The organism is Shewanella sp. BC20 (assembly GCF_003129585.1).
GTDB classification, from domain to species: domain Bacteria; phylum Pseudomonadota; class Gammaproteobacteria; order Enterobacterales; family Shewanellaceae; genus Shewanella; species Shewanella seohaensis.
The window spans coordinates 1-253 of the sequence record NZ_NHRI01000053.1 but is presented as its reverse complement, the minus strand read 5'-3'; the positions used below and the strand labels follow the sequence as shown (position 1 = coordinate 253).

The following is a 253-nucleotide window of genomic DNA, read 5'->3' as shown; positions in this document are numbered from 1 at the left end:
AAAACCCATCTGGGTTGTATGGTTAAGCCTCTCGAGTCATTAGTATCAGTTAGCTCAACGCCTCACAACGCTTACACACCTGACCTATCAACGTCCTAGTCTCGAACGGCTCTTTAGTGGACTTAAAGTCCAAGGGATGACTCATCTTGGGGCTCGCTTCCCGCTTAGATGCTTTCAGCGGTTATCGATTCCGAACATAGCTACCGGGCAATGCCATTGGCATGACAACCCGAACACCAGCGGTTCGTTCACT

General features: G+C 49.8%; 1 rRNA gene. It reads right to left on the bottom strand.

The window, feature by feature from the left end:
• Positions 1-18: 18 nt before the first annotated feature.
• Positions 19-253, bottom strand: a 23S ribosomal RNA gene (locus CBX96_RS21485); the annotation flags it as partial.